Annotated in this window: 1 protein-coding gene; it reads right to left on the reverse strand. The window is 36.3% G+C overall.

Features of this window, described 5'->3' with window-relative positions:
* Positions 1-270: PLDc N-terminal domain-containing protein (locus tag CP370_RS09235; protein WP_233186316.1), on the reverse strand; the 270-nt coding region annotated here is incomplete at its 3' end.
* Positions 271-496: the final 226 nt, after the last annotated feature.

Raw genomic sequence — 496 nt, forward strand, 5'->3', positions numbered from 1 at the left:
CGTTTCCTTTAACTCCTTACGTTGATGTTCCATAATTTGGTCTAATTCTAAGCGGGTTTTGCTTTTTAACGGAAATAATTTATTTTCCGGCAGCTTGCGACCGACAAAGGCGTAAATAACGAATCCAAATAATGGCAAAAAACATAGTACCAATAGCCAGGCCCAAGTCGCGGCAATATCCCGACGTTGTCTAAAAACCGTATATAAAGCTCCCGCCACGTTTAGTATTAAAACCCCATCAACAATCCATTTTAAAATCTGCAATGCCATCCCCCCATATTAATCCTATGCCTTATCATACTATCTCCTTTGGAAAATAAAAGCGATTTTTTATATTACCCCATTGATTATTTCATATGTAATCAAATATCCGACAAAATGTAATCTCGTAGCAATCAAAAATTCACAATTTCTTCACATTTTACTTCTATAGTACTAAGCATAGATAACTTTTTCATTTACTCCCCCCATAAGGTGAATGAAGGGTCTCAAGACC

This window comes from Lactobacillus sp. UMNPBX19, from assembly GCF_002553805.1.
Taxonomy (GTDB): Bacteria; Bacillota; Bacilli; order Lactobacillales; family Lactobacillaceae; genus Lactobacillus.